The organism is Psychrobacter sp. NPDC078929 (genome assembly GCF_050267985.1).
Classification (GTDB): Bacteria; Pseudomonadota; Gammaproteobacteria; order Pseudomonadales; family Moraxellaceae; genus Psychrobacter.
Window position 1 is genome coordinate 1 of record NZ_JBNNFX010000039.1, and the last position, 6,803, is coordinate 6,803.

The window sequence follows — 6,803 nt, forward strand, 5'->3', positions numbered from 1 at the left end:
CCACTCGCTATGAGAAGTTAGCGCGTAATTTTAAGTCAATGCTTTATCTGGCGTGTACTATCGTTCATTGTAAGATGAATTGAAGACACGCCCTAGACACATCTAACGCATTAAGGAATATTTTATGCTTTTTGAGTTTATCGCTACCATCGCTGCCGCATTTGGTATGGCTGGACTAGCACTTATCATAACTCACCTCAGCAAACTGGCAGGCAAACGTGCACCTAAATGGCTGATTCCCTTATTTGCTGCTATTGGGATGTTTGCATTCCAGATAAACCAGGAATACAGCTGGTATGGTCAACAAGTGCGAGATCTGCCAGAAGGCGTAGAAGTTGTCAAAACAGCAGAAAGCAAGGAATGGTTCCGCCCATGGTCTTATGCTAAACCACAAATATTACGTTTTATCGCTGCTGATACTGGAAATGCTAGTGTGCAAGTAGACAACCCAAATATATATTTATTCAATTTATATTTATTTGAAAGACGAAGAAGTGTAGAGAAAGTTCCACAAGTTATCGATTGCAGTGTTCCTGCGCGTGCAGACTACGTAATACCAGAAAAAGGTAACACACTGACGGTGAATGAACATGTTAAACAGACCACTGCGTGGCGAGAGCTGACTACAGACGATCCTTTATTTATCAAAATCTGTACTGATGAAATCGTCTGATCCTATAACGCTTAGTATGATAATGTTGGTTGATTAAATGCTGACATCCAGTTGCTTTTAATAGCGTTGAGAAGCGGCTGAATAAGTATGCTTTGAATTAGCTCCTAGCAATAGCCCAGCGCACAAGCCACCAAAATGTGCCGCAAATGAGATACCTTGTTGCGGCATCAATCCTTGCTTAATGGTCAGCCAATAACCAGTCCCCATAACAATACAAGCAATCAGATAACCCCAACGCCGCGCAAATATAGCCCCGCCTATCATATAACCTAACATTGCAAAACAAAGCCCTGATGCGCCGATATGGATAGAAGATGGCGACCCGATAACCCAAGTAACCAGTCCTGAGGCGACCACCAGTTTAATTACCGTGCGATAAGCATTCTTTTCAAACAGTCCAAACAAAAACAAAATCTGTAATAGCGTCACTGTATTGCCAGTCAAATGCGACAAATTGCCATGCATGGTCCATGAAGCAAACACCCCTATCATACTACCTACATCTAAAGCACGCGGTACAATACCAAAGATATTCCACAGTCCAAATAAGACCACTTCATTTAGAAAAAACATGCCCCACATCGGTATAAGCACAAAAGCATATAGTCCGATGACCTGCTTTATTCGTACGACAATTAAGTGAAGCAATTGCTGCCAATTCATATACCATCCTATTCTTATTACCTAGATTTTTTATACCTACTTAATGGTTTACAGCAAATAGTGGGTGTACAGCGGGTTTGAACGATAATAATGATGCGTCCTCATCAGTAGGGATATAGTTGTCACCATGTAATAATGACGTCGAATGATAAGGAACCAAGGCCGTAGGAATAAAGCGACGTGCTGCGTCGATATGCTTGATGGAATCATCAAAGAAGATATGCGGCGCAAATGTTCTAAGTACCGCTGTTTTCTCTAGTCCTCCCAAAAAAAACGCCATATCAACGTTCACGCCCCACTCTCGTAGTGTCTTGATAGCACGCAAGTCAGCTGGTGCATTGCGCGCGGTCACTAGCGCAATTTTTACTGGTGAGTATTTTAGACCAGCAGGTAGGCGCTCCTGCAGATTTGATAATTTAATCAACAATTCAGCATAAGGGCCTTTTTCAATCGGCAAATCACGCATTTTTACTTCACGATCATGAAAAGCTCGCAGCCCTTTTTGTTTGTATAGCAATTCACCTGAATCATCAAAAAGTACCGCATCCCCATCAAAGGCAATGCGCAGCTGCTCAGTATCCAGCTCATAAGTATTCACAGGCGTCGCGTCTAGTATGGCACAGGCACAGATATTAGCATCCGCAACTTGCTGAGCATCGTCGCGATTAGTGGTCAAGAACAGATCTACATTAAAGTCTTTGATATAAGGCGCAACAGGGCTACCTGAAACAAAAGCAGAACGGGAGATATTGATATCATGTTCTAGAATTGCATTAAGTACCTGAATACCTGTATCTGGACTACTTTTTGAGACGATAACGACTTCGACCAATGGTGTTTCAATATCTGAATCTTGTCCGTCACTATTATCAGAATACTTATTTAGGTTTAGTAACGCTTTAATTAGCGGATAACCTGCACCAATATTCAAGGGATCATTTTCACGCTCGGTCATGTACTCCCTAAATTCTTTTATAGCACTTGTAGGTCGTTGCTCTAGCAGCTCTAGCAAATAGTTTTCTGACTCAGTCAAATCAAAAAGTGCCGTTGCAGAAATTGCGACGATGAGCGTATTACTAAAATCGACAGCCATGACTATCTCTACTTATAAAGTTATATAGGAAAACGAATGAAAACCAGTTTACTACATTCATAAGCCTTTATAACACTAAGAAAAGTTACCAACACGCAGCACCGCATATTGTGATTTTGTAAAACTGCCCTCTCTTAATTCTTAGTCAAAATATCAGCCAATAAAAAAGCCACACTGCTTTATTAGCAATATGGCATCATACAATAACGTTATACATGAGGATTTAGGTTCAGCTTACCCGAGCAGTACAAGCGAGATGGCAGGGAACATCACCAAAATAACCAAACGAATCACATCAGAGACAATGAATGGTGCCACCCCGCGGAACATATCACTCAGCTTAATATGCGGTGCCATTGCCTTAATCACAAAGATATTCATCCCCATTGGCGGCGTAATCAAACCAAGCTCTACCGTCAATACCGCAATGATGCCAAACCATACGGGATCAAATCCTAACGCTAAAATGATGGGATACACTACAGGTATGGTGATTACCAGCATCGCTAACGCGTCCATGAACAGTCCTAATAGGAAGTACATGAACAAAATACAGATCAGCACAATCATTGGACTGACCGCTAGCCCACCGATCCAAGATGCCAAGGTATAAGACAAGCGTGAGACTGAGATAAAATACCCCAATGCCTCTGCACCTAATAGCATAAAGAACACCACTGCAGAGAGTGCTAGTGTCTCAATCAATGACTGCTTAAGACCATCTAGACGCATGCCTTTAGCAAAGGCATAAGCCCAAGAGACAAATGCTCCTACTGCGGCTCCTTCTGTTGGGGTAAATAACCCAAAGAAGATACCAGCAATAATCACAATAAAGATAAAGCTAAATGGTATCAAACCCGTAAGTGACAGTAGCTTGGCTTTCCACGTGGTTTTCTCACCGCGCTTTGCTAAATGCGGTTTCCAGCGTACCATCACCATGACGGTAAGTGAGTACATCACCATACCGAGCATACCGGGTAGGAACCCAGCGATGAACATGTCACCTACTGACTGCTGGGTTAAGATGGCATAGACCAGTAGAGCAATACTGGGCGGAATCATAATACCAAGCGTACCACCAGCGGCTAAGATACCGCAGGCAAAGCCTGGCTGATAACCGTACTTCTCCATTTGCGGTAGCGCCACTTTGGTCATGGTAGAGGCAGTGGCGAGTGATGAGCCTGAGATAGAGGCAAAGATACCAGATGAACCAATACCGGCAATACCAAGACTTCCCCTTACCCCGCCAAATATGGTTCGGGTGGCTTCAAAGAGTTTACCTGCCATACCGGAGTGAGTTGCAAACACGCCCATGAGGATAAATAAGGGAATGGCACTAAAATCATATTTAGCTAAGACATCAACGGGAATATCTTTGAGCATTTGCAGAGCACCACTAGGCGCGGTGACCGCACCGAAACCGACTAATCCCACACCTAACATGGCAAGTGCAACAGGCACTCGTAAGACGACAAGCAGGATCATGACAACTAGGCCAATCGCACCGATAATTTCTGGACTCATGCGCCTGTCTCCTCGGCGTCAAAGAATTCGCCTGTCTTAAAGATGTTGATGGATTCGATCAATGAGCGAATGGCCAGTAGGATGCTTAAGAATGCACTAACCATATAGATAGGCATCATAGATATGCGAAGGTCTTGGGTGACTTTGCCATACTCTAAGGCGTCAATGGCGCTCTCGTAGAGTCCCCATGAGAAGACGATGCCGATGACAAAGAAGCCCATCATAAAGATACCCATAAGGTAGCCTTTGATAGACTGTGGCATTTTCTGGGTGAAGACGTCGACGATGATTTGTGAGCGTTCGACAAACGCGGCAAAGGCAGCGAGTAATGCAAATAGCATGAAGTAGGAGACAATCTCTACACTGCCTTTGACGGTAAAACCAAACTCACCGCCGGTGAGTTTGAATATGTAGCGTGCGACGACGTCGAGCATGGTGGTTAGGACGATGATAATGAGACTCACCCCACCGATGAACTGGCATAATCTAGAGATTAAAACACTGAGCTTGACTAAAAATGCCATGTGACACCTCCAATTAGGTTAGACCTTACAGGCAGCACTGGCAGCTTTTGCTTTATCATAGACGCCATCAGCATCTAAACCCAAAGCGTTAACATCACTTAGATATTTTTGGGTTCCTCTTTCAAGTGGCCCTTTCCAATCTGGATCATTTAGCGGATCAGGAATGTCGACAATTTCATCACCTTTATCTTTAGCAGCTTGAATTGCCATCTGGTCATGCTTATCAAATACTTCACCAACTTTACTGGCCAACGCCATTCCTGAGTTTTTATCCAAAACTTGTTTTAAATCATCAGGTAAATTGTCGTATTTATCCTTGTTCATCGTTACCATAAGCGCTGAACTATAGAAAGGAATATTGGTATGATATTTGGTAATCTCATCAATCTTAAATGCTGTTACCGCCTCCCACGGGAAGCTTAAACCATCAACAACACCGCGCTGTAGAGAGGTATACATATCGTTTGCAGGTAGACCTACTGGTGAAGCGCCTGCACTTTCGATGATATCACCTGCCACAGCTGAAGGACGGCGAATACGCATACCTTTCATATCTGCAGGCGTACGAATTAACTTATCCGTTGTATGAAGTGCACCAGGTCCCCCACCATACATAAACAGTAAATGAGTATCTTCATACTCACTCGCCAAAGTACCATCATCATATAGGGTCTGTAGCATACAGCCCATTTGAGTTGCTGAATTTGATAAACCTGGAAGCTCTGTAATCTGAGTCAAAGGAAAGCGACCATTGGTATAACCATGCGCTTGTGAACCGATATCGATCGTACCTTTGGCAGCAGATTCATAAGTAACGTCTGCTTTAGCAAGGCCCGCCGATGGATACAGCTCAACCTTTAGGCGGCCGTCAGAATCTGTTTCTATCTGTTTTGCCCAAGGCTCAAAAACTTCTTTACTGATAGATGAGGTTGCTGGCCAAAAATGCGAAAACCGTAGCACGGTAGTTTCTTGAGAAGTCGCTGATGAGCCATCAGTCGTATCAGCAGATTGGTTAGAACAGCCAAGAAGACTAATAGCGGCTAAAGCACCAATTGAAAAAAGAGGAGCTAACTTCATTATCAATTCCTTTTGATAATTATGAGAATAGGAGTAAGGTATTACGAGCAGACAATTTGATTCATCCTAGATTAAATTGGCTACAAGGTGTAGATATATTTTTTACATACCTGTAATAAAAGTACTGTTTAAAATTATCAGCTATAATGATAGAAGTCAAATCATTTTGAGCAGATTATAGAGGATATATTCATATTATAGATATATCTCTGATACTTGAATTTTCTGCATAAATAATAGTAAAAATTGAGCAGATTAAAATAATTCTTCATAAAAAAGCTCTCAGCCTGTTATCCAGTTGAGAGCTTTATTGTGTAAATATCATATAGATTTATATAAGCTGCTCTAGACAGTTATATAAATAATAATAGTGATGAAGCGCTATTCTTCCATCTGCCACTTATCATCTACCCACACAACATCGTTATTATCTAGATGTACATGCCATTCTGCATCAGTTACCACAAGGCGAATCTCGGTTAGACACTGTAGCCAATGCTCTAAGGTATACATAAGATCTTCTGAATCCATACTAGAAGGTAGCTTTGTAGCTCCTGCTAGTATTACCTCTGACTCACTATCATCATATGCATAAAGATCAAAAGTCTCTGCATCATCTGCATGCTCGAATTTGTCATTATATTCATTAACTATTGACGCAACCTTTTCTTGCTCCTGTTGAGTCAAGAGAGTAGAACGTTCAGCAGTATAGTAGAGTGAAACGCCCATAATGTGCTCCAAAATAAATGAGAGATTGTAGATTCTAGAAGTGAATAAATAATATCATATCAAGCTGATTCGTAGGAAGGTTTGCGTTTTGACCGAAACATCTAGCACTAAACTTTCTTGCACTAAGCTTTATTACCAAACCGCGCACAAAGAAAAGCCCCTTGATACGTCAGTATCAAGGAGCTTTTCAAGGATAGAGAGCTGACGAACGAGAAGAGCACCGTTAAGGCAAAACATTGCTTTGCTAGGCAACGCAAGAGCTATCTACCGGCATAGCCTTCCGTCTTGCGCTACGGACGACTGTCTCCCAGACAGTCGTTACTCCTTGCTCACCTTTAAATAGGATTTTCTGCGTAGATCATTAGGAATAAAAGATAGACACAAAGAAAATCCCCCGACAAGCTAATGTCGGGGGATATTTCAGAATAGAGAGCTGACGATGACCTACTCTCACATGGGCGAACCACACTACCATTGGCGCTACGATGTTTCACTTCTGAGTTCGGGAAGGGATCAGGTG

7 protein-coding genes, 1 rRNA gene and 1 pseudogene are annotated in these 6,803 nt (G+C 42.4%); 2 read left to right on the forward strand and 7 right to left on the reverse strand.

Going from position 1 to position 6,803, the window contains the following annotated elements:
* Both ACQKCG_RS13525 and ACQKCG_RS13530 read left to right on the forward strand, forming a co-directional pair.
* A pseudogene (locus ACQKCG_RS13525) lies at positions 1–83 on the forward strand (IS5/IS1182 family transposase); the annotation flags it as partial.
* Between the two features lie 41 nt (positions 84–124).
* Entirely contained in the window at positions 125–673 is a 549-nt protein-coding gene (locus ACQKCG_RS13530; RefSeq protein ID WP_101204398.1) for a hypothetical protein, read from the forward strand.
* A 57-nt stretch (positions 674–730) separates the two neighbouring features.
* On the opposite strand, the gene ACQKCG_RS13535 is transcribed toward ACQKCG_RS13530, so the two are convergent.
* The 7 genes from ACQKCG_RS13535 to rrf all read right to left on the reverse strand — a co-directional run.
* Positions 731–1,336: a rhomboid family intramembrane serine protease gene (locus ACQKCG_RS13535; RefSeq protein WP_101204397.1), complete on the reverse strand. Its 606-nt coding sequence runs from the start codon at positions 1,334–1,336 to the stop codon at positions 731–733.
* 40 nt (positions 1,337–1,376) lie between these two features.
* Positions 1,377–2,429: a 5'-nucleotidase gene (locus ACQKCG_RS13540; protein WP_101204396.1), complete on the reverse strand. Its 1,053-nt coding sequence runs from the start codon at positions 2,427–2,429 to the stop codon at positions 1,377–1,379.
* 234 nt (positions 2,430–2,663) lie between these two features.
* Positions 2,664–3,953: a TRAP transporter large permease gene (locus ACQKCG_RS13545; protein WP_101204395.1), complete on the reverse strand. Its 1,290-nt coding sequence runs from the start codon at positions 3,951–3,953 to the stop codon at positions 2,664–2,666.
* Positions 3,950–4,477 (reverse strand): TRAP transporter small permease, encoded by a 528-nt coding sequence (locus ACQKCG_RS13550; RefSeq protein WP_057761870.1) that lies wholly within the window; start codon positions 4,475–4,477, stop codon positions 3,950–3,952. The genes ACQKCG_RS13545 and ACQKCG_RS13550 overlap by 4 nt, the downstream gene beginning before the upstream one ends.
* An 18-nt stretch (positions 4,478–4,495) precedes the next feature.
* On the reverse strand, positions 4,496–5,554 hold the full coding sequence (locus ACQKCG_RS13555) for a TRAP transporter substrate-binding protein (RefSeq protein WP_101204394.1): 1,059 nt from the start codon (positions 5,552–5,554) through the stop codon (positions 4,496–4,498).
* A 381-nt stretch (positions 5,555–5,935) separates the two neighbouring features.
* A complete protein-coding gene (locus ACQKCG_RS13560) occupies positions 5,936–6,283 on the reverse strand; it encodes a hypothetical protein (protein ID WP_101204393.1) in 348 nt (115 codons plus the stop codon).
* Between the two features lie 431 nt (positions 6,284–6,714).
* A 5S ribosomal RNA gene (gene rrf / locus ACQKCG_RS13565) occupies positions 6,715–6,803 on the reverse strand; the annotation flags it as partial.